26 protein-coding genes are annotated in these 26,128 nt (G+C 62.9%); 8 read left to right on the forward strand and 18 right to left on the reverse strand.

Annotated elements, in window-relative coordinates; genetic code table 11:
* Nucleotides 1-296: 296 nt before the first annotated feature.
* From FHR27_RS21545 to FHR27_RS21560, 4 genes are all read right to left on the reverse strand, one after another.
* Entirely contained in the window at nucleotides 297-743 is a 447-nt protein-coding gene (locus tag FHR27_RS21545) for an Lrp/AsnC family transcriptional regulator (RefSeq protein WP_042553400.1), read from the reverse strand.
* A gap of 579 nt (nucleotides 744-1,322) precedes the next feature.
* Nucleotides 1,323-1,778, reverse strand: coding sequence for a GNAT family N-acetyltransferase (locus FHR27_RS21550; protein WP_179539516.1), 456 nt, complete (start codon nucleotides 1,776-1,778; stop codon nucleotides 1,323-1,325).
* 82 nt (nucleotides 1,779-1,860) lie between these two features.
* Nucleotides 1,861-2,697 carry an amino acid ABC transporter permease gene (locus tag FHR27_RS21555; protein WP_042553399.1) on the reverse strand — a complete coding sequence of 279 codons (837 nt, stop codon included), beginning with the start codon at nucleotides 2,695-2,697 and terminating at the stop codon, nucleotides 1,861-1,863.
* Nucleotides 2,694-3,515, reverse strand: coding sequence for an ABC transporter substrate-binding protein (locus tag FHR27_RS21560; RefSeq protein ID WP_179539517.1), 822 nt, complete (start codon nucleotides 3,513-3,515; stop codon nucleotides 2,694-2,696). The genes FHR27_RS21555 and FHR27_RS21560 overlap by 4 nt, the downstream gene beginning before the upstream one ends.
* Before the next feature lie 111 nt (nucleotides 3,516-3,626).
* Here FHR27_RS21560 and FHR27_RS21565 point away from each other — a divergent pair, with 111 nt between their 5' ends.
* Together FHR27_RS21565 and glsB are read left to right on the forward strand one after the other, a co-directional pair.
* Complete coding sequence (locus tag FHR27_RS21565) at nucleotides 3,627-4,526, forward strand: homocysteine S-methyltransferase family protein (RefSeq protein WP_042553397.1); 900 nt, start codon at nucleotides 3,627-3,629, stop codon at nucleotides 4,524-4,526.
* A 96-nt stretch (nucleotides 4,527-4,622) separates the two neighbouring features.
* A complete protein-coding gene (gene glsB / locus FHR27_RS21570) occupies nucleotides 4,623-5,531 on the forward strand; it encodes a glutaminase B (RefSeq protein ID WP_179539518.1) in 909 nt (302 codons plus the stop codon).
* A gap of 69 nt (nucleotides 5,532-5,600) precedes the next feature.
* Here the strand turns inward: glsB and FHR27_RS21575 are convergent, their stop codons facing one another.
* The 3 genes from FHR27_RS21575 to FHR27_RS21585 all read right to left on the reverse strand — a co-directional run bounded on the left by FHR27_RS21575 (nucleotide 5,601) and on the right by FHR27_RS21585 (nucleotide 8,736).
* Nucleotides 5,601-5,996, reverse strand: a complete 396-nt coding sequence (locus FHR27_RS21575; RefSeq protein WP_042553395.1) for a hypothetical protein — start codon at nucleotides 5,994-5,996, stop codon at nucleotides 5,601-5,603.
* Between the two features lie 92 nt (nucleotides 5,997-6,088).
* Nucleotides 6,089-7,078 carry an asparaginase gene (locus FHR27_RS21580; protein ID WP_179539519.1) on the reverse strand — a complete coding sequence of 330 codons (990 nt, stop codon included), beginning with the start codon at nucleotides 7,076-7,078 and terminating at the stop codon, nucleotides 6,089-6,091.
* Between the two features lie 209 nt (nucleotides 7,079-7,287).
* Complete coding sequence (locus tag FHR27_RS21585; RefSeq protein ID WP_179539520.1) at nucleotides 7,288-8,736, reverse strand: alanine/glycine:cation symporter family protein; 1,449 nt, start codon at nucleotides 8,734-8,736, stop codon at nucleotides 7,288-7,290.
* A gap of 161 nt (nucleotides 8,737-8,897) precedes the next feature.
* Here FHR27_RS21585 and FHR27_RS21590 point away from each other — a divergent pair, with 161 nt between their 5' ends.
* Entirely contained in the window at nucleotides 8,898-9,710 is an 813-nt protein-coding gene (locus FHR27_RS21590; RefSeq protein WP_179539521.1) for a helix-turn-helix domain-containing protein, read from the forward strand.
* Nucleotides 9,711-9,836: 126 nt separating this feature from the next.
* Here FHR27_RS21590 and FHR27_RS21595 read toward each other — a convergent pair whose 3' ends face one another.
* Both FHR27_RS21595 and aspA read right to left on the reverse strand, forming a co-directional pair.
* Nucleotides 9,837-10,604: a substrate-binding periplasmic protein gene (locus FHR27_RS21595; protein ID WP_179539522.1), complete on the reverse strand. Its 768-nt coding sequence runs from the start codon at nucleotides 10,602-10,604 to the stop codon at nucleotides 9,837-9,839.
* Nucleotides 10,605-10,728: 124 nt separating this feature from the next.
* Nucleotides 10,729-12,186: an aspartate ammonia-lyase gene (gene aspA, locus FHR27_RS21600; RefSeq protein ID WP_179539523.1), complete on the reverse strand. Its 1,458-nt coding sequence runs from the start codon at nucleotides 12,184-12,186 to the stop codon at nucleotides 10,729-10,731.
* Between the two features lie 145 nt (nucleotides 12,187-12,331).
* Here aspA and FHR27_RS21605 point away from each other — a divergent pair, with 145 nt between their 5' ends.
* Nucleotides 12,332-13,243, forward strand: coding sequence for a LysR substrate-binding domain-containing protein (locus FHR27_RS21605; protein WP_042553496.1), 912 nt, complete (start codon nucleotides 12,332-12,334; stop codon nucleotides 13,241-13,243).
* A gap of 211 nt (nucleotides 13,244-13,454) precedes the next feature.
* On the opposite strand, the gene FHR27_RS21610 is transcribed toward FHR27_RS21605, so the two are convergent.
* The 8 genes from FHR27_RS21610 to adhP form a co-directional block, all read right to left on the reverse strand.
* Nucleotides 13,455-14,777: a sigma-54-dependent transcriptional regulator gene (locus FHR27_RS21610; protein WP_179539524.1), complete on the reverse strand. Its 1,323-nt coding sequence runs from the start codon at nucleotides 14,775-14,777 to the stop codon at nucleotides 13,455-13,457.
* Nucleotides 14,770-16,671, reverse strand: coding sequence for a sensor histidine kinase (locus tag FHR27_RS21615; protein WP_042553389.1), 1,902 nt, complete (start codon nucleotides 16,669-16,671; stop codon nucleotides 14,770-14,772). The genes FHR27_RS21610 and FHR27_RS21615 overlap by 8 nt, the downstream gene beginning before the upstream one ends.
* A gap of 85 nt (nucleotides 16,672-16,756) precedes the next feature.
* Nucleotides 16,757-17,491, reverse strand: coding sequence for an amino acid ABC transporter ATP-binding protein (locus tag FHR27_RS21620; protein WP_179539525.1), 735 nt, complete (start codon nucleotides 17,489-17,491; stop codon nucleotides 16,757-16,759).
* Nucleotides 17,488-18,156: an amino acid ABC transporter permease gene (locus tag FHR27_RS21625; protein WP_179539526.1), complete on the reverse strand. Its 669-nt coding sequence runs from the start codon at nucleotides 18,154-18,156 to the stop codon at nucleotides 17,488-17,490. Before FHR27_RS21625 ends, FHR27_RS21620 begins: the two co-directional genes overlap by 4 nt.
* Nucleotides 18,153-18,899 carry an amino acid ABC transporter permease gene (locus tag FHR27_RS21630; RefSeq protein WP_042553386.1) on the reverse strand — a complete coding sequence of 249 codons (747 nt, stop codon included), beginning with the start codon at nucleotides 18,897-18,899 and terminating at the stop codon, nucleotides 18,153-18,155. The genes FHR27_RS21625 and FHR27_RS21630 overlap by 4 nt, the downstream gene beginning before the upstream one ends.
* 172 nt (nucleotides 18,900-19,071) lie before the next feature.
* Nucleotides 19,072-19,980 (reverse strand): glutamate/aspartate ABC transporter substrate-binding protein, encoded by a 909-nt coding sequence (locus FHR27_RS21635; RefSeq protein ID WP_042553385.1) that lies wholly within the window; start codon nucleotides 19,978-19,980, stop codon nucleotides 19,072-19,074.
* 282 nt (nucleotides 19,981-20,262) lie between these two features.
* Nucleotides 20,263-21,060 carry a hypothetical protein gene (locus tag FHR27_RS21640; RefSeq protein WP_179539527.1) on the reverse strand — a complete coding sequence of 266 codons (798 nt, stop codon included), beginning with the start codon at nucleotides 21,058-21,060 and terminating at the stop codon, nucleotides 20,263-20,265.
* 88 nt (nucleotides 21,061-21,148) lie between these two features.
* Nucleotides 21,149-22,171: an alcohol dehydrogenase AdhP gene (gene adhP / locus FHR27_RS21645; RefSeq protein WP_042553383.1), complete on the reverse strand. Its 1,023-nt coding sequence runs from the start codon at nucleotides 22,169-22,171 to the stop codon at nucleotides 21,149-21,151.
* 222 nt (nucleotides 22,172-22,393) lie between these two features.
* Here adhP and purE point away from each other — a divergent pair, with 222 nt between their 5' ends.
* From purE to FHR27_RS21665, 4 genes are all read left to right on the forward strand, one after another.
* The gene (purE, locus tag FHR27_RS21650) at nucleotides 22,394-22,885 is read left to right on the forward strand and encodes a 5-(carboxyamino)imidazole ribonucleotide mutase (protein WP_179539528.1); all 492 of its coding nucleotides are present in this window, start codon (nucleotides 22,394-22,396) and stop codon (nucleotides 22,883-22,885) included.
* Nucleotides 22,885-23,970, forward strand: a complete 1,086-nt coding sequence (locus FHR27_RS21655) for a 5-(carboxyamino)imidazole ribonucleotide synthase (protein WP_179540137.1) — start codon at nucleotides 22,885-22,887, stop codon at nucleotides 23,968-23,970. Before purE ends, FHR27_RS21655 begins: the two co-directional genes overlap by 1 nt.
* 96 nt (nucleotides 23,971-24,066) lie before the next feature.
* On the forward strand, nucleotides 24,067-24,315 hold the full coding sequence (locus FHR27_RS21660) for a GlsB/YeaQ/YmgE family stress response membrane protein (protein ID WP_042553380.1): 249 nt from the start codon (nucleotides 24,067-24,069) through the stop codon (nucleotides 24,313-24,315).
* A gap of 67 nt (nucleotides 24,316-24,382) precedes the next feature.
* Nucleotides 24,383-24,916: a DUF3299 domain-containing protein gene (locus FHR27_RS21665; protein ID WP_179539529.1), complete on the forward strand. Its 534-nt coding sequence runs from the start codon at nucleotides 24,383-24,385 to the stop codon at nucleotides 24,914-24,916.
* 42 nt (nucleotides 24,917-24,958) lie between these two features.
* Here the strand turns inward: FHR27_RS21665 and FHR27_RS21670 are convergent, their stop codons facing one another.
* Entirely contained in the window at nucleotides 24,959-26,041 is a 1,083-nt protein-coding gene (locus FHR27_RS21670) for a lipase family protein (protein WP_052493776.1), read from the reverse strand.
* Nucleotides 26,042-26,128: the final 87 nt, after the last annotated feature.

The following is a 26,128-nucleotide window of genomic DNA, read 5'->3' on the forward strand; positions in this document are numbered from 1 at the left end:
TCAGCAACAGCCATGCCAGGAGAAAATTATTTTAACTATATGATTTTAAATGGATTATCTGTTTTTTACGGTTTGCCTTCGAAATCCCTGGCGCACACAAAACAAGCGTGGCGGAGGTTCGCAAGGTGACGAAACGGTAACCGCAGCAGGGGGTACTGAACATTTGTCAGGTCACGCCGGTTGTCCGGGTCCGTTCCGTCAAGCAGGGCCGTGGTGAGCGTGCGAATGTCATTTGTGCACCAAAACGCATCGGCGGCACGCTTTTGACGCAGTGCGCAGCGGACCCTGAGTCGAGGTTAAAGACGTGCGCCGCCACGCCGATGCTTGACCCGGGTCATCAGCGCCTTGCAATCGACCGTGAGGATTTCCGGGTGATTGAAGATGTGCTGGCGTACGAAGGCATCGAAGGTTTCGTAGCTGTCGGTCAGGGTGTGGATATGCAGGCTTTTCAGGTCGCTCATGATGTACAGGCTGACCACCTCCATGGTCGCTGAAAGGCGCTGGGCGACTGCCTCTATGGCGTGCGGCGCGACGGTCAGATCGACGAAGGTGGAGATGCCCTTGCCGAGTTTTTCCGGGTTGACCACCGCGGTGAATTTCTCGATCACGCCGCTCTCGACCAGCGCCTGTACCCGGGTGCGGGCGTGGGCGCGGGAGATGTTCAGTTGGCGGGCGATATCGGCGAAGGAAGTGCGTGAATCCTTGATCAGGATATTCAGCAGCGCGTTGTCCAGTTTGTTCATGGGCAGGGCTTATCGAAGCGAGTGTGGCAACAGGGATGCGCTTTGCATGCCAATTTCTGGCGTGAGGTGAGTGCCAGTGGAGCCGGGGGGGCGCCTAGCCCTTGCCGGCGAATGGCAGCCGTGCCGCGATTTCGCTGAATGGCCGCCATCGATTCGCCCGCAAGCGGGCTCCTACAGGGCTCTGAATTCCACGCAGTCGTGTAGGAGCAGGGGGGCGCCTAGCCCTTGCCGGCGATTGGCAGCCGTGCCGCCATTACGTTGGATGGCCGCTATCGCTTCGCCCGCAAGCGGGCTCCTACAGGGCTCTGAATTCCACGCAGTCGTGTAGGAGCAGGGGGGCGCTTAGCCCTTGCCGGCGATTGGTTGGCATACCGCGATTACGTTGGATGGCCGCCATCGCTTCGCCCGCAAGCGGGCTCCTACAGGGCTCTGAATTCCACGCAGCCGTGTAGGAGTCGGGGGCGCCTAGCCCTTGCCGGCGATTGGTTGGCACACCGCGATTTCGCTGAACGGCCGCCATCGCATCGCCCGCAAGCGGGCTTACAGGGTGGCGGCACGCCGGGCAGCATGCAGTCGGCCCTAGAACAGTTTGCGGTACTGCTCGAAGCCCGAGCGTTCGCCGATGCGCTCATAGAGCAGCTTGGCCTTGGCATTGGTTTCGTGGGTCAGCCAGTGCACACGTGAGCATCCGGCGGCCTGGGCGACGGCATAGACGTGTTCGATCAACTGGCGGCCGACGCCATTGCCCCGTACGTCCTTGCCGATGAACAGATCCTGCAGGTAGCAATAGTCGCCGGTCGTCCAGCAGGAGCGGTGGTAGATCCAGTGCACCAGGCCAATCGCCTCGCCGTCGTGCCAGGCGAGTGCAGCGAACATCGGTTCGGCGGGATCGAGAAAGCGCTGCCAGGTGGTGGCGCTGACGTCCGCGTCGATCTCGGTCATGTAGAAGCGCTGGTAGCCCTGCCACAACGGCAGCCAGGCAGCGTGGTCGTCAGCGGTGACGGCACGGATTTCCACGGGGATGCGGACGGTCATGGGCAGCTCTCCTGAAAGTCGGTCGACCGCCATCCTGCGATGCTGGGGCCGGCATCGCAAGCATCCGTGCGGTGGAGGCGGCTTAGCGCCCGTTCAGATAAGCCTTGCCGTAATGACGCTCGAGACGTGCCTGGATCAGCTCCAGACCGATCGACAGCAGCCAGTAGATGATTGCCGCGGTGGTGAGCATTTCGATGTAGCGGTAGGACGAGCGGCCATAGGACTGGGCCAGGAACATCACTTCCCAGACGCCCATGACCGAGATCAGCGACGAGTCCTTGAGCATCGAAATGAACTGGCTGGTGGTCGGTGGAATGATGGTGCGCATCGCCTGGGGCAGGGTTACCCGCCAGAAGATCACCACCGGTTTGAGGCCCAGTGCCAGGGAGGCTTCGCGCTGGCCGGGAGCGACGCCGATCAGCCCGGCGCGGAAGATTTCGCTCAGGTAGGCGCCGTAGTTCAGCGACAGGGCGATGATCCCGGCGGTGATCGCGCCCGGTACCAGGCCCAGTTGAGGCAGGCCCAGATAGATCAGCAGAATCTGGATCAACAACGGCGTGCCACGGAAGAACGAGGCGTAGAAGCTGGCGATCCCGAACGCCACGGCGCTCTTCGACAGGCGCGCCAGGGCGGTGACGAAGCCCAGCGCCAGAGATGCCCAGATCGAGCAGAAGCACAGGAACAGGGTCAGCGCCGCGCCCTGCAGAAAACCGTTGGGGGCCAGGTTGGCGCCGAGCAGGTTGGGGAGCTTGTCGAGGATGATCGAGAACTTCAGGTCGAAGCTCAGGAAGAACGCCACGCACAGGGCGAACATGATCGCCCAGGTGACATACAGGCGGGTGCGAAAGCCGAACAGACGCTGCAGCAACGACTCGCCCGCCATGGGTGGCGGGCGAGGGGATTCAGGAGGGGGTGTCATTGGCTGATATCGGAACCGATCCACTTCTTGGAGATGGCCGCCAGGGTACCGTCCTTGCGCAGCTCTGCGAAGACGCTCTCGACCTTGGCGCGCCACTCGGCGTCATCCTTCTCGATGGCCACGGCATTCGGCTCGGCGTACAGCGCGGTGCCGGCCAGCTTGAAGCGCTTGTCCTGGTCGATGCGTGGTTGCGCGGTGACCAGGTTGGTGAGAATGGCATCGAGGCGCACACCGGCACCCAGGGCGAGGTCGTGGAAGGCCACGGTATCGTTGTCGTACGGCGCGACCTGTACCGCGTCGAACGGGTACTCCAGCGGCTTGTCTTCTGCGCCTTCGATGACCAGATCCTTGTTCAGATAGCCCTCGTACGATGATGCACTGGTGACGCCGACCTTCAGGCCGGAAAGATCCTTGGCCGACTGAATGCGCTCGTCGGCGGCGTTGACCACGATCACCGCCGGGGAGGCGTAATAGGTGACCGGGAAATCGAAGACCTGGGCGCGTGCCTGGCTAGGCGTCATCGAGCAGATGCAGATGTCGTAGCGGCCGTTCCAGCGACCCGCGGCGATCACATCCCAGGATGGGGTTTCCAGGCGCAGCTTGACGCCGAGCTTGTCAGCCACGGCCTTGGCCACATCGACGTCGAAGCCGTCGAGCTGGTTCTGATCGTTGAGAAAGGAGAACGGCGGATAGTTTTCCATCAGCACGTTGACCAGCTCACCGTTCTTCTCGATACGGTCGAGCGTGGGGCCTGCCAGAGCCAGGTTGCAGAAGGAAACGAGGGTCAGGCCGAGGGCCGCGAATAGCGTGGTTTTCACAGAATTCCTTAAGCACGAAAGGGGTTGTGACAGGCGAATTGTGTGTATTAAATAGTTATAAATGAATGCGTCCAAATGAATTGAATGCATATCGATATGACTGGAGCTTATATGAGCGGGCGACCTCTGATTTTGCTGGATGGCGGCATGGGCCGTGAGTTGCAGCGCCGTGGTGCGCCGTTTCGTCAGCCGGAGTGGTCGGCGCTGGCGCTGAGCGAGGCGCCCGAGCAGGTGGAGGCGGTGCACGCAGCCTATATCGCCAGCGGCAGCCAGGTGATCACCAGCAACAGTTACGCGGTGGTGCCCTTCCATATCGGCGAGCAGCGCTTCGCCGAGGAGGGCCGCGCCCTTGCCGAACGTGCCGGTCAGCTGGCGCGCAACGCGGCCGATCGGGCTGCCAGCGCAGTGCGGGTTGCCGGCTCGCTGCCGCCGCTATTCGGCTCCTATCGGCCTGATCTGTTCCAGCCCGAACGGGTGACCGAGGTGCTGACGCCGCTGATACAGGGCTTGGCGCCCCATGTCGACCTGTGGCTGGCCGAGACCCAGAGCGCTATCGCCGAAGCACGGGCCATTCGTGCCCATCTGCCCGATGACGGCAAGCCGTTCTGGTTGTCCTTCACCCTGCGTGATGAAGACACCGACGAGGTACCGCGCCTGCGCTCCGGCGAGCCGGTGGCCGATGCGGCCCGTGCAGCCGCCGAGCTGGGTGTCGAGGTGCTGCTGTTCAATTGCAGCCAGCCGGAAGTGATCGGCACGGCCATCGACGTGGCGCGCGAAACCTTCGCCAGCCTCGGTGCAGAGATCGCCATTGGCGCCTATGCCAATGCCTTCCCGCCGCAGCCCGAGGAGGCCACCGCCAACGACGGCCTGGACCCGCTGCGCGAGGATCTCGACCCGCCCGGCTACCTGCGCTGGGTCGCCGACTGGCGCGCCCGTGGAGCCAGCCATCTGGGCGGCTGCTGCGGTATCGGCCCGGAGCATATCGCGGTGCTGGCGCAGCGTCTGAACTGATCAATCGGCTTGGCGCGCCATGTGCTCTGAATCGCGATCCTGGCGTCTTCCTAGGGTCGCTCAGGCAGCTTGCCGAGCATCACTGCGAGTCCGAGCATGCAAGCGTTGCTGAATGAAGTCCTCGATCAGGTCAGGCCGCTGATTGGCAAAGGCAAGGTTGCCGATTACATCCCCGCGTTGGCCGATGTGCCTGCCGATCAATTGGGCATCGCGGTGTATGGCAACGACGGCGAACTGTTCACCGCCGGTGATGCGCAGACACCGTTCTCGATCCAGAGTATTTCCAAGGTGTTCAGCCTTGTGCAAGCCATCCAGCACAGCGGCGAGGCCATCTGGGAGCGGCTGGGTCACGAGCCTTCCGGGCAGCCGTTCAATTCGCTGCTGCAGCTGGAACTGGAGAACGGCCGGCCGCGCAACCCGTTCATCAATGCCGGCGCATTGGTGATCAGCGATATCAACCAGTCACGCTTCGCTGCCCCTGTGCTGTCGATGCGCGATTTCGTCCGGCGCCTGTCCGGTAACGCGCACGTGGCTGTGGATAACCGCATCGCCGAATCCGAGTACCAGCATCGCGCGCGCAACGCGGCGATGGCGTATCTGATGCAGTCGTTCGGCAATTTCCACAACGATGTGGAGATGGTGCTGCGCGGCTACTTCAGCCACTGCGCCCTGAGCATGAACTGCGTCGACCTGGCCAAGGCCTTCTGCTTCCTGGCCAACGACGGTTTCTGCAAACACAGCGGCGAGCAGGTTCTCAGCGTGCGGCAGACCCAGCAGGTGAACTCGATCATGGCCACCAGCGGGCTGTACGACGAGGCCGGCAACTTCGCCTACCGCGTTGGCCTGCCGGGCAAGAGCGGCGTGGGGGGTGGCATCGTCGCGGTGGTGCCGGGGCAGTACACCATCTGCGTGTGGTCGCCCGAGCTCAACGCCGCCGGCAATTCGCTGGCCGGCATGGCGGCGCTGGAAGTGCTCAGCGAGCGGATTGGCTGGTCGGTTTTTTAGGCTGCAGGCCTGATGGTTCCCATGACGCTCTGCGTCATGCCCGGGGCCGCCAGAGCGGCAGCCTCGGCATCAGTTGTTGTCGCGGTATTCCTGGCGCAGCATCCACAGGTCCTGATAGGTGCAGGAGCCTGGCTTGGCGCCGGTCATGTCATAGCAACGCTGGCCGAAGCCCATTGGCCAGTAAATGATGCTGAACGGTGGCCAGAAGATCGACGCCACGCGAAAGCGCGTGCGCAGCTTGCCTTCGGCGAGGGTTTCGCCAGTCGCGCTGGTCAGTTTGTACGGTACGCCACCGGCACGGCTCCAGAAGAACGGACGGGTTTTCACCAGGCCTTGGGGATGTTGCTGGGCACGCTCGTTGACGCTGATGGTGGCGTGCTCGGGCAGCTTGAAGAAGGCCTTGGTCGAGCAGCCGGTGATGGCCAGAATGAGCAGCAGGAAAATGCTTGAGCGAAGCAAAGGCATACGACGTCCTTGTGGGGAGATGAAACCGAAGAATGGCTGACTACCGTCAGCCGGGCGCGACTATACCGGCTAGGCGCGCCCTGATCCATGACTCACTCCGCACGTTCGCCACACAGGTCGAGTGCGAACAGGCGTTCCGTCTCGCCCTGATCCAGCCCTGTGCCCAGCAGCGCGAAGAGTTTGCCCAGGGCCGCTTCGCGGGTCATGCCGCCAGCCGAGATCAGGCCAACCGAAGCCAGCTGGCTGCCGGCCGCATAGACACCGAACTCCACATGCCCCTGGGGGCACTGGCTGATGGCCGCCAGCACCACGCCGCGTTCATGGGCCTCGCGCAAGACGTCGAGCAGCTCGGCATTGTCGGACGGGCCGGTACCGCTGCCATAGCACTCCAGCAGCAGACCCTGCACGCCGCTGTTCAGCAGGGCGCGCAGGTGGCTGGCACGCAGGCCGGGAATCAGCGGCAGGCTGAGCAGGTTGACCGGCTGACGCTGCTGGCGGAAGTCGATGTGCTCCGGGAGCTCTGCCAGACGCTCGCCGTGCCGCAGGCGCGGCATGACCTGGAACGCGTCGAAGGCATCGCTGCGCAGTTTGCTGACGCGAGCGCCGTGCATCAGTGCGCCGTCGAAATACAGGTGCACGCCAGCCTGCACGCCGTCGTGCAATGCCTGCATGGCGCCGAACAGATTGCGCCAGGCGTCGCTGTTCTCGGCGCCTGCCGGCTGCATGGAGCCGGTCAGCACCACCGGCACCGGCAGGCCCAGCAGCAGGAAGCTCAGCGCTGCGGCGCTGTAGGCCAGGGTATCGGTGCCATGCAGTACCAGCACGCTGTCGCAGCCATCCTGCTCGATGCCCAGGCGGATCGCCGCGACCATCGCCAGCCAGTTGTTCTGGCTCATGTTGGCGCTGTCTATCGGCGGCAGCAGCTCGCGAAACATCCACGTCGGCACCTGCTCGCTCTGTTGCGTCTGCTGTGCGCGCAGGCGCGCCTCGAAGCCGGAGGCAGGGGCCAGGCCGGCAGCGCTCATCTGCATGCCGATGGTGCCGCCGGTATAGAGCACGAGGAGTTTTTGCGCTGCAGGCATGCCTTTTTCCTTATTGAAAGAATGGGTATGGAAAGGGGCAGGATACATCTGATTGCCACTCATGAAAGACCTGGGGTGGGGATCTCGAGACGAAGCCGTGCCTGGCTCGCCAGGTGGCGCGCCAGGGATGTACGGCAGGAAAGGGGAGGCCGCGATCTGGGCGGCGGATCGGGCGACACGATGTGTGTCGCCCGATCAGGCTGGACGACTCAGCGTTGAGTCGGCAGCAGTTCCGCTGCGCTCTGTGGCTGAGCGTCAGCGGCTGGCTTGGCGGCCGGCCAGGAGGCGCGGTCGAGGTCCAGGTCGGCGAACTTGGAGCCGTCGAATACCGGCTGAGCGATGCCTGCCTTGCGCTGCTCGTCGTAGTCCTTCATGACGCGCAGGCCGACCTTGATCAGCATGGCCAGAGCGGTCAGGTTGACGAACGCCAGGCAGGTCATGGTGATGTCGGCGAAGGCGAACACGGTGCCCAGGTTCTGCATCGAACCCCAGCAGATCAGTGCCAGAACCAGGCCGCGGTAGCCGAGCAGAGCGACCTTGCTGCGACCGACCAGGAACTGCAGGGCGTTCTCGCCAAGGTAGTAGTTGTAGAGGATGCAGGTGAACACGAACAGGCTCAGTGCCACGCTGATGAAGGTACGGCCCCAGTCACCGACGACCGCCGCCAGGGAGTTCTGGGTGAGCACGATACCGTCGCCTTCGAAGCCCGGGGTGTAGAAGCCGGACAGCAGGATCAGCAGGGCGGTACAGGTGCAGATCACGAAGGTGTCGAGGAACACGCTGAACGCTTGAACCACGCCTTGTGCTGCCGGGTGCTTGACCGAGGCGACTGCGGCGACGTTAGGCGCGCTGCCCAGGCCGGCTTCGTTGGCGAACACGCCGCGTTTGACGCCCATCACGATCGCGCTGCCAAGCAGGCCGGCGAAGGCAGGCTCGAGGCCGAAGGCGCTCTTGACGATGGTCGCCAGCATGGCCGGCACGTGTTCGATCTGGATGGCGATGACGTAGATGGTCACTGCGATGTAGATCAGGGTCTTGACCGGAACCAGCAGGTCCGAGACCGACGCGATGCGCTTGATGCCACCGATGAACACCAGGCCCAGCAATACGGCCAGGGCGATACCGCTGTATTGCACCGGAATGTCGAAGGCGTTCTGCAGCGAGTGAGTCACGGTGTACGACTGCAGGCCGTTGAAGGCGAAGCCGTAGGTGACCAGCAGCAGGACGGCGAAGGTCATCGCCATCCAGCGCAGCTTCAGGCCGTGCTGGATGTAGTAGGCCGGGCCGCCGCGGTACAGGCCGTCACCGTCGCTGCGTTTGTAGACCTGGGCGAGGGTACATTCGAAGAAGCTGCTGGACATGCCGACCAGTGCAGTCACCCACATCCAGAACACCGCGCCTGGGCCGCCGAGGGTCACGGCGATACCGACACCGGCGATGTTACCGGCACCCACACGACCGGCGAGGCTGAGCATCAGCGCCTGGAACGAGCTGAGTTGGCCGCCGCTGCTGCGCAGCGATTCCTTGAACACACTGAACATGTGTATGAAGTGACGGAACTGGACGAAGCGCGAGCGCAGGGTGAAGTAGCTACCCAGGCCGACGATGAGCACGATCAACACTTTCCCGGACAGGAAGTCGTTCAGTACTTCGAGCATGATGAATCCTCGGTTCTTATTGTGAGCGTTCGCGAAAAGTGCGACGCGGTTTGCGGTGGATGATTTTTGAGCAAGGCAGCCAGCGGAACAATTTCGCGGGTCGATCCTAGGTGATGCGACCTGATGCTATAATCACGTCACTCGCATCATCTGAGCCGCCCATGTCCAGTCACCTCGGTGAGAATCTCCGGTTGCTATGCAGCCACTATCGCTCCATTGCGGAGGTGTGCCGAAAGCTCGGTATCAACCGCGCACAGTTCAACAAGTACCTGTCTGGAGAGAGCCAGCCGACGGCCTATAACCTTAAGAGGATTGGGGATTTCTTCGGCGTCGAGGGCTATGAGCTGGGCTTGCCGGGCGATCAGTTCGCGCGCCTGATCGGCGCACGCGGTACGCAGATCGGCGCACCTGCGGAGCAGGATCCGTTACACGCATTGTTACAGCCGTTACGTGAACAATCCGGTGATCTTTCGCGTTATTGCGGCTATTACTTCGAATACGCCAACTGCATGTCGGTGCCCGGTACCATCCTGCTGTCACTGATCCACATGCGCGAGGAAAGCGGGAGCTTTCTGTTCGAGCGTCAGGAGCGCCAGGTGACCTCTGCTGGCGGGCTCGCCGAAGACTCGGCACGCTGTCGTTACCTGGGCGCGGCGTTCCAGCTGCAGGATCGTCTGTTTCTCATCGATTACGAGTCGCTGACGGTCAACGAGATGAGCCAGACCATCCTGATCCCCAGCTTCAAGAGCCGCATCACACGCCTCAACGGCCTGAAGACCGGGGTCTCCAGCGGTGACCGCCGCACCCCGGCGTGCACCCGCGTGGTGTGGGAGTTCCTGGGCACCGAGATCAACCGCATCAGCACCTATCGCCAGGTGATGCTCTATCAGCCGGATGACCCACGCATCGACGAAGACATCCGCGAGCGCCTGGCTCACGCGCCGGTTCGTGATGGGTTGTTCGAGGTGGAGTGAGGGGGGGGCAGCTGACCACCCGCTGTATGGGCGAGTGGTGGGCTGAAGCCCACCCTACGCCAGGTCCGCACGTGCTGGTGTGCCGTAGGGGGGGCTTCAGCCCACCAATGCGAACAGCTTTCGCTATCAGCACAGTTCCGGGTGTTTGTTGCAGGTGCCGTAACCCTCGCTCTTCATCTCATCCAGCGCCTTTTGCAGCCGTGCTACCACTTCGTCCGGGGTGTCGAGGTTGAGGGCCAGGTAAAGGTCGGAGCGGTCGAAGGTCAGCACGTTGCGCAGGCCGGTGACGTCCGCCTGGCGGGCCTGGTGGCGCCATACCGGGTCGGTGGTGCCCCACAGGTCGATGCGGCCCTGGGTCAGTTTGGCGATGTTCTCCGGGTCGCGCAGGGTGTTGATCGGCTGCAGCCCGGCCTTTTCCAGCGTCTGGCTGGCGGCACTGTCCTTGTAACTGCCGATGCGGTACTGGCGGGCCTGCTCGAGGTCCTTGAGGTTGGGAATGTTCGAGCCCGGCGCGGCGAGCAGCACGCGCTCGACCTTGGCGATCGGGCCGACCCACTTGAACAGCGGGCGACGCGCCTCGTTCATCGAGGTCGAGAACAGGCCGTGGTTGGCGTTGGCGAGGGTGGAGTCGTAGACCCGGCTCCAGGGGAAACGCAGGGTCAGGGTGTAGTCGATGCCGGCACGCTTGAACATCTCGCGCACGATGGTGGTGCTGACCCCCTGAATATTGGCGTCACGGGCGAAATTCTTTTCGTTGTCGGCCATGTTGAATGGCGGAAAGTTTTCCGTTTGTAACACGACCTTGTAGCCAGGCGGCAGTTCGGCCTGCGCGGGCAGGGCGAAGACGCTGGAAACGGACAGCAAACAGGCGAACCACGCGGCTTTGACGGTCATGAGGGAGCTTCTCTTTGTTGGGCTGCTGCCGTTGTATCGTGCTGGCGCGCAAACGGCAATCGCTCCTGAAAGAGCGAAGCCCCGTACTGTGAACAGATACGGGGCTTCGGGCTGCAACTGGCGCTTAGCGTTGCTGGTCGACCGCCTCTTTGATCGGTGGCGTCAGGGGCTTGAGCTGATGCGGGGCGATCATGTTTTCCGGGCGCAGAATCTCGGCCAGTGTGGTGTCGTCCAGCAGCTGCTCCTCGCGCACCAGTTCCAGTACGCCGCGGCCGCTGACCAGCGCTTCCTTGGCGATACGGGTGGAGTTCTCGTAACCGATGTAGGGGTTGAGCGCGGTGATCAGGCCGATGGAGTTCTCCATCAATGCGCGGCAGTGGGCTTCGTTGGCGGTGATGCCGTTGATGCAATGCTCGCGCAGCATGTCCATGGCGCGTTGCAGCAGGCGGATCGAGTCGAAGATCTTGTAGGCGATCAGCGGCTCCATCACGTTCAGTTGCAGCTGGCCGCCTTCGGCTGCCATGGTCAGGGCCAGGTCGTTGCCGATGATTTCGAAGGCCACCTGATTGACCGCTTCCGGGATCACCGGGTTGACCTTGCCAGGCATGATCGAGCTGCCTGGCTGACGCGCCGGCAGGTTGATCTCGTTGATGCCGGTGCGCGGGCCGCTGGAGAGCAGGCGCAGGTCGTTGCAGATCTTCGAGAGTTTGACCGCGGTGCGCTTGAGCATGCCGGAGAACAGCACGAAGGCGCCCATGTCGGAGGTGGCTTCGATCAGGTCGGCGGCCGGCACCAGCGGCTGGCCGCTGATCAGCGCCAGGCGCTGCACGGCCAGGTGCTGGTAGCCGGGGTCGGCGTTGATGCCAGTACCGATGGCGGTGCCGCCCAGGTTCACTTCGGTGAGCAGCTCCGGCGCCAGGCTGCGCAGGCGCGCCAGGTCTTCACCCAGGGTGGTGGCGAACGCGCGGAATTCCTGGCCGAGGGTCATCGGTACGGCGTCCTGCAGCTGGGTACGGCCCATCTTCAGGACGTGGCTGAATTCTTCGCCCTTGGCTGCGAACGACTGGATCAGGCTGTCCAGGCTGGCCAGCAGGGTGTCATGGCCCAGCAGCAGACCCAGGCGGATGGCGGTGGGGTAGGCGTCGTTGGTCGACTGCGCCATGTTCACGTCGTTGTTGGGGTGCAGGTGCTTGTATTCACCTTTGGCATGACCCATGGCTTCCAGGGCGATGTTGGCGATCACCTCGTTGGCATTCATGTTGGTCGAGGTGCCGGCGCCGCCCTGAATCATGTCGACCACGAACTGGTCGTGGAAATCGCCGCGGATGATGCGTGCACAGGCTTCGCTGATCGCGGCGTGCTTGTTGGCAGGCAGGTAGCCCAGTTCGCGGTTGGCGTCAGCTGCTGCCTGTTTGACCATGGCCAGGGCCACGACCAGTTTCGGGTAATGCGCCAACGGCACGCCGGACAGGCGGAAGTTGTTCAGCGCACGCAGGGTCTGGATACCGTAGTAGACCTCGGAGGGGACTTCGAGGGTACCGAGCAGGTCTTTTTCGACGCGGAACAATGCAGCAGCGGACATGATGTCTCGATTCTCATAAAGGCGCGGAAGATACCGCGATGGCCCTTAGAGTAAGGATTTTGACCCTTCGATGGCCAATGCTGTTACTTGCTGGGGTATGCATAATCGGCATAATGTAGATGTGACCTGCTAGGGGAGGATGCGCGTGAACCTGGAAACCAAATGGCTGGAAGACTTCGTGACGCTGGCCGCTACGCGCAGCTTTTCTCAGGCGGCGCAGAAGCGTTTCGTTACCCAGCCGGCTTTCAGCAGGCGTATCCAAAGCCTTGAGGCAGCCCTGGGCCTGACCTTGGTGAATCGCTCGCGTACGCCGGTGGAGCTGACCGAGTCCGGCCAGCTGTTTCTGCTCACCGCGCGTAGCATGGTCGAGCAACTGGGGGAGGTGGTGCGCCACCTGCATCACCTCGAGGGGCAACAGGGCGAGGCGTTGCAGATTGCCGCCGCACACTCCCTGGTGTTTGGTTTCTTCCCTGAGTGGATCGCCCGCCTGCGCCGCGATGGCCTGCCGCTGACCACGCGCCTGGTGGCGACCAATGTGGGGGAGGCCGTGCACTCGCTGCGCGAAGGCACCTGCGACCTGATCCTCGCCTATCACGACCAGGACGCCGCGGTGCAACTGGCCCCCGACCTGTTTCCGTCGCTGCATCTGGGTAATAGCGAGATGCTGCCGGTCTGCGCCGTCGATGAGCAGGGCGCGCCGCTTTTCGATCTGGACGCCGGCCAGAGTGTGCCCCTGCTGGCCTACAGCGCCGGCACTTATCTGGGGCGCTCGGTGAATCTGCTGCTGCGCCAACGCGCGTTGCGTTCCACCACCGTGCATGAAACGGCCATGGCCGACAGCCTCAAGGCCATGGCGCTGCAAGGCCTGGGCGTGGCCTGGGTGCCGCGGCTGTCGATGAACGCCGAGCTGGCCCGTGGCGAGCTGGTGGTCTGCGGCAAGGAGCACTGGCACATCCCGCTGGAAATTCGCCTGTACCGCTGGAGCATGTCGCGCAAGGCGGCCGTGCGGCTTTTGTGGCGCAAGCTCGAAGGGGGGGTGGGACGCGACGAAAGCTAAAGCGGTGGGGTCAACGATCTATTGTGGGAGCGGGCCATGCCCGCGAAAAAGGTATCCGAGGCCCTTGAGCCCTAGAGGGCAAATATAAGCATCAATATTGGTGATCCAATGTGAGATTGGGTATTGCCCAAGATATTTCGCGGGCATGGCCCGCTCCCACAGTCGTTGGAAGAGTCGCGCGCATTGGTGCTCACTGCGGCCGCATCAAGACTCACCCCAACCCGTATTTCTTCACCTTGTCGAACAGCGTGGTTTTGGCCATGCCCAGGGCCTGGGCGGCCTGGCTGAGGTTGCCGGCGTGGTGCTCGAGGGCATCGACCAGCAGGTTGCGCTCGAAGGCTTCCACCGCTTCGGCGAAGGTCGGCGCGATGCCATCGTGATTGCCGCTTTTCTTGAAGGCCGGCAGGCCTAGGGCGAAGCGTTCGGCGACGTTGCGCAGTTCCCGTACGTTACCGGGCCAGTCATGGGCCATCAGCGCCGCCAGGGTGTGGCGATCCAGTTCGGGTGCGGCGCGATCGAAGCGCAGCGCCGAGAGCTGCAGGAAGTGTTCGAACAGCCGGGCGATGTCTTCACGGCGTTCGCGCAGCGGTGGCAGTTCCAGGGTGACCACGTTGAGGCGGTAGTAGAGGTCGCTGCGGAAGTGCCCAGCCTTGCCGGCTTCGTCGAGATCGGCCTTGGTCGCTGCGATCACCCGGCAGTCGACCGCGACCGGCTGGTTGGAGCCCAGGCGCTCCAGGCTGTGCTCCTGAAGCACGCGCAGCAGCTTGATCTGCAGATTGAGCGGCATGCTTTCGATCTCGTCGAGAAACAGGCTGCCGCCGTTGGCGTGTTCGATCTTGCCGATGCGCCGTTTGCCCGCGCCGGTGAAGGCGTGGGCCTCGTGGCCGAAGATTTCGCTCTCGAACAGGTTCTCCGGCAGGCCGCCGCAGTTGAGGGCGACGAAGGCCTTGCTCTGTCGCCGGCTGAAGTCGTGCAGGCAGCGGGCGACCAGTTCCTTGCCGGTGCCGGTTTCGCCTTCGATCAGCACGTTGGCCGAGGTGTCGGCGACGTTGGCGATCAGCTCGCGCAATTGCTGCATGGCCGACGAGCGACCGATCAGGCGGTGTTCCAGGGCCTGTTTGCCGGCCAACTGGCGACGCAGCGACGACACCTCGCGGGCCAGGCTGCGTTGTTCCAGCGCACGGCGGGTGACATCGACCAGACGCTCGGGTGAGAAGGGTTTCTCCATGAAGTCGTAGGCGCCGTCGCGCATCGCGCCCACGGCCATGCCGATATCGCCGTGGCCAGTGATCAGCACCACCGGCAGTGCCGGGTCGCGGCGCTTGAGTTCGTCGAGCAGCTTCAGGCCATCCATGCCCGGCAGGCGGATGTCGCTGATGACGATGCCGGCGAAATCCGCGTCGATGCGCTGCAGGGCCTGTTCGGCGCTGCCGACGCCTTCGCTGGCGATATCTTCCAGGGCCAGGGCCTGCTGGCAGCCGAGCAGCACGTGGGGATCGTCTTCGACGATCAGCACGGTGAGGTCGTCATTCATCGGGTGTCTCCATGACAGCGGCAACCTGAGGCAGGTTGAGTTCGAAAGCGGTACCGCCCTGGGGCGGGTGATCGGCGCTGAGGCTACCGCCTGCGGCAGCCGCGAGGCTGGCCGATAGCGTCAGGCCAAGGCCCAGGCCCTGCTCGCCGGGCTTGGTGGTGAAGAAGGGTTCGAACAGGTGCGTGCGGTCGGCGGGGGCGATGCCGGGACCGTTGTCGAGCACGCGCAGGCGATAGCGGTCGCCCTCGGCACTGCCCTGTAGCCATAGCTGGCGATCCGTTTGGGTGCTCATGGCATCGGCGGCGTTGGCGATCAGGTTGACGAGGATCTGTTCAAGGCGCGTCTGGTTGATGGCCAGACGCGCTTCGTCGAACTGGTGGTGAATGTTCAGCGGGGTGCGTTCCAGGCGCGGCTGGACCACTTGCAGGGCAGCTTCCACCGCCTTGCTCAGGCTGGCTTCGCCGCCGTCGTTGGAGCGTCGCGCGAAGGCCCGCAGGCTGCCGGTGATCTTGCCCATGCGGTCGACCAGTTCGTTGATCGTCTGCAGGTTGGTGGTGGCCACGTCGTACGAGCCACGGGAGAGAAAGCGCACGGTGTTGCCGGACAAGGTGCGCAGCGCGGCCAGTGGCTGGTTGAGCTCATGGGCGATGCTGGTGGACATCTGCCCGATCACCGCCAGCTTGCCGGCCTGCACCAGTTCGTCCTGGGCCAGGCGCAGGGTGTTCTCGGCCTGCCGCCGTTCGCGTATCTGCGCCTTGAGGCGGTCATTGCTGGCGCGCAGATCGGCGGTGCGCTCGGTGATCTTGCGTTCCAGCTCGCTGTTGGCCTGCTGCAAGGCTTCACGGGCCGCGAGGCGGGTGGCGATCACCTTGCGACGTTCGTTCCAGGCGATCAGCAGAAAGGCCAGCAAGGCGAAGGCGGCGGCGGCCAGCATGCCGTGGCTGACCGCCTCGCGGCGCAGGTCCTGAAGCGGGCTGAGGAGGGTGAGGTGCCAGGGGGTGTCTTCCAGCGGACGGCTTTGCGACAGGTAGTTGATCACCTCGCTGCCCTCCTGCTCGCCGGTGGCGGCGAAGCTGACCTGCTCGACATCGGTGTCCACCGGCGTGCGGGCCAGCGGGATCAGTTCGTCGAGTGAAGACCAGTGATACTGCAGGCTGCGCGCCAGGCGCTCCTTGATGTCGGCGTTCAACGGGCGCACTGCCTTGAGACGGCGGGCGGGGTCGCTGGAGAGGATGATGATGCCGTTTTCGTCGCTGACGTAGGCTTCCAGGCGTGCTCGCTGCCAGCGCTGCTCCAGCGGATCGAGACGTACCTTGACCACTGCCACGCCGATGATCCGGCCGTTGGCCTTGAGACCATGGGACAGGTAGTAGCCGGGTTCGCCGGTGGTGCTGCCGATACCGTAGAAACGCCCCTGTTCGCCTTGCAGGGCATCCTGGAAATAGGCCCGGAAGGACAGGTCCTCACCCAGGTAGCTGTCGTGCTGGCGCCAGTTGCTGGTGGCCAGCACGCGGCCGTCGGTGTCCATCACGTAGATGGCCATGCTGCCGCTGCGCCGGTTGAGGCCTTCGAGGTAGTCGTTGACGCGTTGGCGTCGGTAGGCGTCCGGGGTCAGCAGCAGGCGGCTGACGTTGGATTCGAGCTCCAGCAGGCTGGGCAGGTAGGTGTATTTGTTGATCTCGCTTTCCACCGCTCGGGCATTGAGCTCGAGCTGGCGCTCGCCGCTTTCGATCAGGTCGCGGATGCCGGCCTTTTCGCTGAGGTAATAGCCGGCGTAGCCGCATATGGCGACCAGAATCAGCATCAACAGAGTCAGCAGCAGGTGGCGGACGTAGCGTGGTTTGGCGGACAAGGCGGGCGGCACCACACGAAGACTGGCGGAAGCGCATTGCATCACAGTCCTCCTGGGCTGGCCAGTTGCGGGGCGGGTTACCCGTTGCAGGGCCGGCGAAACGCGTTCGCCGGCCCTGCAGGGTGTGTCAGTGCTGCAGGATCTTCGCGAGGAATTGCTGGGCGCGCTCGGAGCGGGCGCTCACGTCGCCGAAGAATTCTTCCTTGGGGCAGTCTTCGACGATCTGTCCGGCGTCCATGAAGATCACCCGGTCGGCGACCTTGCGGGCGAAGCCCATCTCGTGGGTCACGCACATCATGGTCATGCCTTCGTGAGCCAGTTGCACCATCACGTCGAGCACTTCGTTGACCATTTCCGGGTCGAGGGCCGAAGTCGGTTCGTCGAACAGCATGACGATCGGATCCATGGCCAGGGCGCGGGCAATCGCCACACGTTGCTGCTGGCCGCCGGAAAGCTGGCCGGGATGCTTGTGGGCATGTTCCGAGAGGCCTACGCGGTCGAGCAACTGCAGGCCCTTCTTGGTGGCTTCTTCCTTGCTGCGGCCCAGCACCTTGATCTGCGCGATGGTCAGGTTTTCGGTGATGGTCAGATGGGGGAACAGCTCGAAGTGCTGGAACACCATGCCGACCCGCGAACGCAGCTTGGGCAGGTTGGTTTTCTTGTCGGCGATGGAAGTGCCATCGACCACGATGTCGCCCTTCTGGAACGGTTCCAGCGCGTTGACGCACTTGATCAGGGTGGACTTGCCCGAGCCGGACGGCCCGCAGACCACCACCACTTCGCCTTTCTTGACGTCCGTGGTGCAGTCGGTCAGCACCTGGAAGTCCCCATACCACTTGTTGACGTTCTTGATGGAAATCATACGGCTAACCTTTTTTGCAGGAGCTTGACCAGCTGCGAGGCAGCGAAGCTGATGGTGAAGTAGACCAGGCCGGCGAAGATCAGGAATTCGTGGGGCTGACCGAGGATGTCACCGCGCGAACGGGCAGCGTTGAGGAAGTCCATCAGGCCGACGGTGTAAACCAGCGAGGTGTCCTGGAACAGGATGATGCTCTGCTGCAGCAGCAGTGGAGTCATCTTGCGGAACGCCTGGGGCAGGATGATCAGGCGCATGGTCTGACCGTAGCTCATGCCCAGTGCCTGGGCTGCGCCCATCTGGCCCTTGGGGATGGCCTGGATGCCGGCGCGGACGATTTCGCAGAAATACGCCGCCTCGAACATGATGAAGGCCACCAGGCAGGAGGCGAAGGCACCTACCGGTGTGTCTTCGCCGGTGATCCAGCGCAGGATGAACGGCACCGCGAAGTAGAACCAGGTGATCACCAGCAGCAGGGGGATCGAGCGGAAGTAGTTGACGTAGGTAGCCGCCAGCTTCGATAGAAACACGTTGCTCGACAGGCGCATCAGGGCCAGCAGGGTGCCCAGTACCACGCCGCCGATGACGCCCATGACCATGAGCTGCAGGGTCATGGCCATGCCTTCCCAGAGGCCTGGCAGAGCGGGGATGATCTGACTGAAGTCCATCATTTGCCTCCCACGGAAATCAGGCCAGGCACGGCGACCTTACGCTCGACCACACGCATGATCATCATCAGGCTCATGTTCAGGGTGAAGTAGATCAGCGTCGCCAGGGTGAAGGCCTCGAACAGGTTGGCGCTGAACTCGGCGGTCTGTTTGGTCTGCGCGAGCAGTTCCATGAGGCCGATCAGCGAGGCCACCGAAGAGTTCTTGAAGATGTTCAGGAATTCGCTGGTTAACGGCGGAATGATGATCCGATAGGCCTGGGGCAGCAGCACGTTGCTGTAGATCTGCGGCAGACGGAAACCCATGGCGTAGGCGGCGGCGGTCTGGCCGGCCGGCAGCGCCTGAATGCCGGTACGAACCTGCTCGCAGACGCGGGCGGCGGTGAACAGACCCAGGCATACGACCACGCTGAGGTAGGCCGAAGTGGCAGGGTTGAGATCCTGCTTGAACCACAGCTCCAGGGGTTCCGGCAGCAGGTCGGGTACCAGGAAGTACCAGAGGAACAGCTGCACCAGCAGCGGCACGTTGCGGAACACTTCCACGTACGCCGTGGCGATCCCGGAAATCAGGCGATTCGGCACCGTGCGCATCACGCCGAGCAGGGAGCCGAGTGACAGGGCGATCAGCCAGCCGACCAGCGCGATGGCGATGGTCCAGCCCAGGCCGGTGATGAACCAGTCCAGGTAGATCTCGCTGCCAATGCCGGTGGACTTGAAGAATATGCCCCAGTCCCAGTTGTAGTTCATGCGGGTTTCCCCTCAGGTGGAGTAATGCGACGAAGCCGTCGCCAGGCAACAGTCGCCCGCATCCGCGTTGGCGGATGAGCGTCGGCTTGGTCAGGAAATTGGAGGAGAGGCCAGCGGCCTCTCCGAGTCCCCGCTACGCCCCCTCTCGTGAAGGGGGCGTGGCATCACACCGTCAGATCTGCTCTACAGACTTGTCGGTTGGTTCGGCGATCAGCTTCTTCAGCTCGTCGCTCATGGGGAAATTGAGGTTCAGACCTTTCGGTGGTACCGGCTGCTGGAACCACTTGTTGTAGATGTCGTTGATTTCGCCCGATGCGAAGGTCGCGCTGATGGCCTTGTCGACCACCTTCTTGAAGCCTTCGTCGCCTTTGCGAACCATGCAGCCGTAGATCTCGAAGGACTGCGGGGTGCCGACCACATGCCAGTCATCCGGCTTCTTGGCCTTGGCCATTTCGCCGGCGAGCAGGGCGTCATCCATCATGAAGGCCACGGCGCGGTTGGATTCGAGCATCAGGAAGGACTCGCCGTGATCCTTGGCGGAAATCACGTTCATGCCCATCTTCTTCTCGGCGTTCATGGACTTGAGCAGGCGCTCGGAGGTGGTGCCAGCGGTGGTCACCACGTTCTTGCCCTTGAGGTCATCGAAATCGTTGACGCCGCTGCTTTTCTTGGTCAGCAGACGGGTGCCGACCTCGAAGATGCCGACGGAGAAATCGACCTGACGCTGACGCTCGACGTTGTTGGTGGTGGAGCCGCACTCCAGATCCACGGTGCCGTTCTGTACCAGCGGGATACGGGTCTGGGAGGTCACCAGGTTGTAGCGCACCTTAAGGTCAGGCAGCTCCAGTTCCTTTTTCAGCTCTTCGACGACCTTGAGCTGCAGGTCATGGGAGTAGCCAACCGGCTGCTTGGAGGTGTCGCCGAAGTACGAGAAGGGGATGGACGAGTCACGGTGACCCAGGGTGATGGTGCCCGAGTCCTTGATCTTCTTCAGGGTGCCGGTCAGTTCAGCCGCGAAAACCGGGCTGGACATCAGGGCGGCGGCAACGGCTACAGCCAGTACGCGGGGGACAATACGCATGGGTCGATTTCCTCGGTGTTGTTGTTATCGAAGCCGTACAGCGTGGTACGTGCTTCCGTGTGGAAGAGCTATCGCATTCCTGACGGGATAGAGAGCAGGATGTGTGCCAGGCGTGCATTGCCGCTTGTTGTGATTTCAACTCATTGAAAAATATAGAAATTTAGTTCTATAAGGGTTTTTCTGGCAGGGCATGTAATTCGGATGTTCGGTTTTCCGAAAGCTTTTCGTTCGGGAATCCGAACGTAGAGGGGTGGGGCGACCGGGGTCGCCCTTGCATCAGATTCACAGGTTGCGCAGGAATGCCTTGATGAAGTCGCCCTGGTTGGCCGCCTCACGTTCGGTGGTGAAAAGGATGCGGTCGCCTTGTTCACGAATCTTCATGTCGGCACCGAAGCTGCACTGCACGGTGTCGAATTTGGCCGCTTGCTTCTTGAAGTCTGGAGCACTGCTGCACAGGTTGCCCATCTGGTTGACCACCTCGCCGCAATAGCTGGAGATGCTCACTTCCTTCATCAGCTTCTCATCGAGGTTTTTCAGATCGACTTCGGTTTTCACCGGGCTGCCGCAGTTGGCTGAAGCCTGTGCGTCCATCTCTTTCAATTGCTCGACGTGATACTGCTGGCGTTTCTCACGGTCGAAGCGGGTGAGTTTTTCCTGCACGCCATCCTTCTTCTGCTTCTCGTAGAGCGCCAGCAGTTCGGTGGTCTTGACGGCCTTGCTGGCCTTTTCGTCGAGGCCCAGATAACGGGGCTCGCGGTCGTTGGGCAGGTACAGCTGGTAGGACTCTCCGCCCCAGGACTGGCGCTGGCCGATGAGAACATAGGCGCTGCCATCGAGCGTGGTGGTGTAGTCGTTTTCCTGTTGGCCGCGCGCTTTCACGTCGGTCAGCAGTACCACTTCATCCAGGGGATGGTTGATGCCGTTGATCTGCACCAGTGCCTGCTTTTCATCACTGCTGGGCGCGACGATGACGCTGACTCCGTCACCGGTGGTGAAGGCCTTGGGATATTTGGCGAGCTCCAGTGCACTGGCATTGGCGGTGAGGAGGGTGGCGGCGATAAGCAGCGACAGCCGTGTCATGGCGTAGTCCTTTTCATGGAGTTGGTGGAATTCTAGAGGCGTCCGACAGCGAAGGATGTGACTGCGTTCCCCTCTGGCGAACCCGCGCTCAGAATTGCATGACCACCCGACCCTCGACCTTGCCGGCGCGCAACTGCTCGAGGATGCCATTGACGTTATCCAGCGTATCGCGGTGAATGGTCGCCTTGACCAGCCCCTCGCCAGCGAAGTCCAGGGCCTCCTGCAGATCCGCGCGGGTGCCGACGATGGAGCCGGTGATGCTGATGGCCTTGAGCACCACATCGAATATCGGCGTGGGAAAATCGCCTGGTGGCAGCCCCACCAGCGCGACGGTGCCGCCGCGGCGCGCCATGCCGATGGCCTGACCGAAAGCGCTGTTCGACACTGCCGTGACCAACACGCCATGGGCTCCGCCGATATCGCGCTGAATGACGTCGACCGGATTTTCGTGGCGGGCATTGATGGTCAGGCTGGCACCGAGTTTCCTGGCCAGCTCCAGCTTGGCATCGTCGACATCGATGGCGGCCACGTGCAGGCCCATGGCGCGAGCGTACTGCACGGCGACGTGGCCCAGGCCGCCGATGCCGGAAATGGCCACCCACTGACCGGGGCGCGCACCGGTGACTTTCAGGCCCTTGTAGACGGTGACGCCTGCGCAGAGGATCGGCGCGATCTCGGCGAATTCGACGTTCTTCGGCAGAACACCCACATAGTTGGGGTCGGCCAGCACGTACTCGGCGTAGCTGCCGTTCACCGAATAGCCGGTGTTCTGCTGATCGGCGCAGAGGGTTTCCCAGCCCGTGAGGCAGTGCTCGCAGCATCCGCAGGCGGTATACAGCCAGGGCACGCCGACGCGGTCGCCTTCACGGATGCGGGTCACGCCAGCGCCCACCGCTGCGACATGGCCAACGCCTTCATGCCCGGGGATGAACGGCAGGCTGGGTTTCACCGGCCAGTCGCCGTCGGCGGCGTGCAGGTCGGTGTGGCAGACGCCGGCTGCCTCGATCTTCACCAGTATCTGCCCGGGGCCGGGCAGCGGAACCTTCACTTCCTCGAGCCGCAAGGGCTCGCCAAAGGCATGAACGACGGCTGCTTGCATGGTCTGTCGCATGGCGCGGTCCTCTCTGATGAAGAACCTCAGTATGGAAGGTCTGCCACGCCTGGCATTGCCTCAGGACAATAGCCGGCGTTATCGCCCGGACTTCCGACGGGCGGCCGATTATCGATTTGCGCACGACTGCAGTATAATTGCCGGTTTCCGCAAACCACGCCTACCGCGTGGTTTGTTGTTTCTGCCGCGGCGCCAAGCGCCCGAGACGAGAGAGGCACGACGATGAGCGCACTGGTTGGCGTGATCATGGGTTCCAAATCCGACTGGAGCACCCTGAGCCATACCGTCGAGATGCTGGATAAATTAGGCATTCCCAACGAAGTGAAGGTGGTTTCTGCCCACCGCACCCCGGATCTGCTGTTCCAGTACGCTGAAGAAGCCGAAGGCCGTGGTATCCAGGTGATCATCGCCGGTGCCGGTGGTGCCGCCCACCTGCCTGGCATGTGCGCCGCCAAGACTCACCTGCCGGTGCTCGGCGTGCCGGTGCAGTCGTCGATGCTGTCGGGCGTCGACTCGCTGCTGTCCATCGTGCAGATGCCGGCTGGCATTCCAGTCGCCACCCTGGCTATCGGCCGTGCTGGTGCCATCAATGCCGCGCTGCTGGCGGCGAGCATCCTCGGTCATCAGCACCCGCAGTTCCACGCGGCGCTCAAGCAGTTCCGCGACGAGCAGACCAATACCGTGCTGGACAACCCGGACCCGAGGGCGCAGTGATGAAGATCGGCGTGATCGGGGGCGGCCAGCTCGGCCGCATGCTGGCCCTGGCGGGTACACCGCTGGGCATGAATTTCGCGTTTCTCGACCCGGCCCCGGATGCCTGCGCACAGGCGCTGGGCGAACATATCCGTGCCGATTACGGCGATCAGGATCATTTACGCCAACTGGCCGATGAAGTCGATCTGGTGACCTTCGAGTTCGAAAGCGTACCCGCCGAAACCGTGGCGTTCCTGTCTCAGTTCGTGCCGGTCTACCCGGGTGCCGAGGCGCTGCGCATCGCCCGTGATCGCTGGTTCGAGAAGTCGATGTTCCGTGATCTGGGCATTCCCACGCCGGAATTCGCCGACATACAGTCCCAGGCCGATCTCGATGCGGCGGCTGCCAGCATTGGCCTGCCGGCGGTGATGAAGACCCGTACCCTGGGTTACGACGGCAAGGGCCAGAAGGTTCTGCGCAAGCCTGAAGACGTCACCGGCGCCTTCGCCGAACTGGGTAGCGTTCCGTGCATCCTCGAAGGTTTCGTACCGTTCAGTGGTGAAGTGTCGCTGGTCGCCGTGCGCGGCCGTGATGGCGAGACGCGCTTCTACCCGCTGGTGCACAACACCCACGACAGCGGCATTCTCAGCCTGTCCGTGGCCAGCACCGAGCATCCGCTGCAAACGCTGGCCGAAGACTACGTCGGCCGTGTGCTGGAGCAACTCGATTACGTTGGCGTCATGGCTTTCGAGTTCTTCGAGGTCGACGGTGGTCTCAAGGCCAACGAGATCGCGCCGCGGGTACACAACTCCGGGCACTGGACCATCGAAGGTGCCGAGTGCAGCCAGTTCGAGAACCACCTGCGTGCCGTCGCCGGCCTGCCGCTGGGCTCGACCACCAAGGTCGGCGAGAGCGCCATGCTCAACTTCATCGGCAGCGTACCGGCTGTGGATAAGGTGGTGGCCATCGATGATTGCCATCTGCATCACTACGGTAAGGCCTTCAAGGCCGGACGCAAGGTTGGCCATGCCACATTGCGCTGTGCGGATCGGGCGACCCTCGATAGCCGTATCGCCGACGTACAGGCACTGATAGCAGCAGGCTAGGCGTCTGGCGCGGGAGGTTGAACCTCTCCAGCGCTGCGCTCGTCAGATGGAAGGCGCCGCATTCGTGCGGCGCCTTTTTCTATTCTGGAGGGCGTCATGGGTATTATCGGCACTATTTTAATCGGCCTGATCGTCGGGTTGATCGCCCGTTTCCTCAAGCCAGGCGATGACAGCATGGGTTGGATCATGACCATCCTGCTGGGTATCGGTGGCTCCATCGCCGCCACTTACGGTGGTCAGGCACTGGGTATCTACCAGGCGGGTGAAGGCGCCGGTTTCATCGGCGCGGTGGTTGGTGCGATCATCCTGCTGGTGATCTACGGCTTGATCACCAAGAAACGCTGAACCGGTAGCCTGACGCGTCGACGCCCGGCTACTCCCTGTTGGCCATTACCACCGTGAGTCCCCGTCGATGCGTTACCTGCTGTTGGTCCTGCTGTTGTTGAGCGGCTTCGCCCGCGCCGAACTCCCCGAAACCGACTGGCTGGAGCTGATGCCCGAAGAGGATCAGCGAGCGCTGGAGCAGATGCCCGAGATCACCCACGACAGCCCTGAAGCGGCTGGCAGCTTCGACAGCAAGGGTGGCCTCAAGCAACAGGAAAAGGGCTTGCCCGCAGTCATGTATTCGGCCAAGACGGTGCCGGCCATGAACGGCAAGAAGATTCGCCTCGGCGGCTACCCGGTTCCGCTGGAAACCGACAACGCCGGGCGCAGCACGCTGTTCTTCCTGGTGCCCTACCCAGGCGCCTGCATCCACGTTCCACCACCGCCGCCCAACCAGCTGGTGCTGGTGCGCTATCCCAAGGGTATCGCCCTGGACGATATCTACGAGCCACTCTGGGTCAACGGTACGCTGAAGATCGAGCCGGTCAGCAACGACCTGGCCGACGCTGCGTATGCGCTGGATGCCAGCAACGCACGGATGGTCGAGGAAAGCGACCTGTGATGAACGGTGGCGCCCGTTCGGGCGCCACCGTCATTCAGCGATTCACGAGCGAATCACGAGCTGCATGGCTTGGCGCGCCATGTCGACAACCGCCCTGGCCAGCAGATCGAGCACCCAGCGCAGGAAGAACGTGGTCACTTCGATGGTGGCCGGCACTGCGCGACCCAGGAACTTGAAGATTTTCACGATCAGGGCGCGGATCGAATCGCTGATGTCCTTGCAAAGCTGTGCGCCCTGCACCAGGACACTGGCAATCTGATCTAGCACGGTCATGCTCACGGTGATCGCGCTGCCGATGACGATATTGGCCGCCTTCTTGAGCAGGTACTGCATGGCCTTGGAGATCATCCACAATGTCGCTGCGGAATGCATGGTGGGGCCGTAGCTGGCGCTCTCCAGCCAGATGTCGATTTCCCGATCGAGTGGCGGCTCAGGGTTGCGATACAGCCCTGTCCAGGTGGCATCGCCAATGGCGGGCAGGTACTGGGTCATACGGTGTGCGTTGGGGCTGATCTGTGCGCCCTTCCAGGGGATCATGCAGACATTGCCACTGACCGGCACATGGCTGAACGGGAAGATCGGCACCATGCTCACCGGGTCGGCGCTGTGGTAAACGCGATGGATGTTGGTGGCGCCCAGCTTGCCGCTCAGGTGTCGGGCGAAGCCGCCGACGCCGGTGCGTGGTGAGCCGAAGGTGTAGAGCTTGATTCCGGCCACGCCGAGCTCACTGAGGTGATCCGCCGCCAGGGTCGCCAGCGCACCGCCCAGGCTGTGGCCCACGCAGTGCACGGTGCTGGGGTTGCGCCCGCGCATGAAGGAATCGAGATCGTTGCGTAACGACTTGAATGTTTCGTTGAAGCCCGCGTGCACAGGCCAGGTGCTCGGGCCGCGTTGCAGGCCGGCATTCGCATCGGTCATCGCATCTGCAAAGGTGTCGGTACCGCGAAATGCCAGCAGCATCTCTCCCTGCCGCCCCCCTACGCCGTGTACGGCATAGGCGAAGCCTGTCCGTGTACGGAAAACAGCACCGCTGGTTCCACTGGCCATTTGCAGATTGGAGAAGTCGAATGAGTTGCTCAGCCCGAGACGGGCGGCTTCATCCTCCACACCGCCCTTGGATGACATGACGGCATCCTTGACGGTGTAGACATGCGTTGCGATCTGCGCGGATTGTTTGGGGCTCAAGGGGTTCACAGCCGAATCCTTCTGGTC

Source organism: Pseudomonas flavescens, from assembly GCF_013408425.1.
Lineage (GTDB): Bacteria > Pseudomonadota > Gammaproteobacteria > Pseudomonadales > Pseudomonadaceae > Aquipseudomonas > Aquipseudomonas fulva_A.